Annotated in this window: 4 protein-coding genes and 1 pseudogene; all 5 read right to left on the reverse strand. The window is 41.0% G+C overall.

Annotated elements, in window-relative coordinates:
• Positions 1 to 14 precede the first annotated feature (14 nt).
• Positions 15 to 317 (reverse strand): Mpo1-like protein, encoded by a 303-nt coding sequence (locus tag NJ959_RS28690; protein WP_254015170.1) that lies wholly within the window; start codon positions 315 to 317, stop codon positions 15 to 17.
• 121 nt (positions 318 to 438) lie between these two features.
• Positions 439 to 957, reverse strand: a complete 519-nt coding sequence (locus tag NJ959_RS28695; RefSeq protein ID WP_254015171.1) for a DNA-binding protein — start codon at positions 955 to 957, stop codon at positions 439 to 441.
• Positions 954 to 1,403, reverse strand: a complete 450-nt coding sequence (locus NJ959_RS28700) for a DUF6932 family protein (RefSeq protein ID WP_254015172.1) — start codon at positions 1,401 to 1,403, stop codon at positions 954 to 956. Before NJ959_RS28700 ends, NJ959_RS28695 begins: the two co-directional genes overlap by 4 nt.
• Position 1,404: 1 nt before the next feature.
• Positions 1,405 to 1,503 (reverse strand): annotated as a pseudogene (locus tag NJ959_RS30900) (DUF962 domain-containing protein); the annotation flags it as partial.
• Between the two features lie 141 nt (positions 1,504 to 1,644).
• Complete coding sequence (locus tag NJ959_RS28705; RefSeq protein ID WP_254015173.1) at positions 1,645 to 2,250, reverse strand: Uma2 family endonuclease; 606 nt, start codon at positions 2,248 to 2,250, stop codon at positions 1,645 to 1,647.
• Between the last annotated feature and the right edge of the window lie 86 nt (positions 2,251 to 2,336).

Consider the following 2,336-nt stretch of genomic DNA (forward strand, 5'->3'; position numbering starts at 1 on the left):
CTCACTCCTAGCCCCTAGCCCCTAGCCCCTTTCCTAGGGCGAAATCCAAACCAATTTTCAAAAGACCATGACATTGAAGCTAGAATGGTGATACCGGGATACTTTCTAAAGGCGGGTTCATTCTTCTCAAAGAAAGCATGACCACCGATTGCCAAGACTTGAGTTAGTACGAGGCAAACCAGAGTTAACCGCCAATCGTAGAATAGTAGGAATACGGCTGCGATCGCAAGTAAATTAGTAATGTGGTGCAGCACTTGATTGATCGGATGCTGATGGGAAGCAATGAAATGGGCTTTTGCCTCATCAAAGTAGTTCACAGGGATTCTCTCCTAGAATGACTGGCAATAAGGTATCACAAATATTACAGTTCCGTTATATATAACGGCGAAATCACCAACTTCTCCAAGAAGTCGGTGATTTCAAGGCTCTTCATGGCGATTATGGAGAGGCGGGAATTGGCACGTTGAGGTTTTCTGATTCTCGCATAGCGGTGAGATGTTCTTGGGAGAATTCATCTAATTTAGCAAAAAATTGACCTTCTTGAATCTGAATTCCTAGGGCATCAATGACTGAGATAAAATCTATAAAGCTGGCATTGTTATAGTTTTTATCTTCGTAAGCTTTGATTTGCTCTTCTGTGATATTGCATAAATATGCTAGTTCTTTTTCGGTAATTTTCAAAGCAATTCTGGCTTTGATTAAAAGATCTGATAGTTGGTTAATCTCATCGATATTGAGAAGGATTGCTTGGTTTGGGTTATGGGCAATCAGAGTTTCATATTCAGTAATTTCATTTTGAAGACTTTCAAGCTGACTGTAATGGGAATCTATCAGAGATTGCCAATCAAGAGGATGGCGTTTCCGCTTTGCTTCATCAGTTTGCAATCCTGCTATTGCCCAGCGAAATTTAGCAGCTTGTTCTTGGCTGAATTCATACTGAATCTGGTTTTTAATCATGGCTCCCACCTCAGTAAATCTATGGCGATGATGCCTTTAGTATTTTTAGATCGATCTCGCTGAAAGAAGTCTATTGACATTGTGCCATAATTATCTGCTATTTGGTCTGAGCGAAAAATCTCGCCTTTATACTTAATTTTCTGTGCCGCTCTTTTGTCGTCATAATTTAATAAAGTGGGGGCAATCCTTTGGAGAAGGGTAAAATCAACGTCTTCTGAATCCCAACAGGCATCAAAATCCTTCGGGTTGGCTTCGCTGGTGACAAAGCTCCCATTAATATAGATACTGCGGCAACCTGCAACTTTTAATTGTGCCATTGCTGTTTCTAATCCTTGAATCATTTGGAGTCGTTTCCAGGTTGTGCCATATCTCTCTTTAAATTCTGACCACTCTGTCCAGTATATTCCCGGTGGGAGGTTCCCGTTTTCATCAAATGGCGGTATCATTGGCGATTGCAAGTAAATTAGTAATGTGGTGCAGCACTTGATTGATGGGATGCTGGTGAGACGCGATAAAGTGGGCTTTTGCCTCATCAAAGTAGCTCATAGAATTCTCCTAAAGTGACATGGACTTATTAGACAAGATTGCCTAAATCCCGGAAGGGTGAAGCATTGGTTCAGAAAATCCTAATTTTACCAGCTATTTAGCAGCGCCAAACCTGACACTCCTGAAGTCACTACCGTTGCACTAGTCCCCCTCTTGCAATTCCTGCCCATCTACTTCTGTTAATTTAACCTTATTGTAAATATCCGCTAGGGAAATTTGAAAAGATACCGAAGAAAGCGCAATTACTTCATCTGATTCATCATATTCGCCAAAAGACCATCGCTTATTATTAGTTTTATAAAAATGTTCTACATAAATCCTATTTTGGTCAATTAATAGATATTCTGCAAAGCTAGGAATAGTCCGGTATGCTTGAAACTTTTCACCGCTGTCATACCCTTTCGTTGACTTTGATAAAACTTCTATAATGACTTGCGGATTGGTAATCATATCCGTGCGATCGTTATAATAATTGGGTTCTCCAGCAACTATCATCACATCGGGATAAGTGTAGATGCGCCGCTTCGGTATCCATAGACGAACATCACTCATGAAAACTTCATAATCGAGTTTTTTGAAGGCAAAATTCAGATCGGCATAGAAATTGCCAGCGATGCGATTATGATTAGTAGATCCACCTGCCATATGAAAAATTTCACCGTCAATGTATTCGCTTTTGTAGTCAACCGCCTCCTCTAGTGCTAGATATTCCTCTGGAGAGTAGTATCGCTGTTGGGTAACTTGCATGGTTCTATGGGGGAGCATTTGATCGAGACTTACTCCCAGTATATCCCTTTGGGGTAGATTGCTGTTGTACCCTCTCCCCCAACCCC

It is taken from the genome of Limnofasciculus baicalensis BBK-W-15 (assembly GCF_024178385.1).
Classification (GTDB): domain Bacteria; phylum Cyanobacteriota; class Cyanobacteriia; order Cyanobacteriales; family Coleofasciculaceae; genus Limnofasciculus; species Limnofasciculus baicalensis.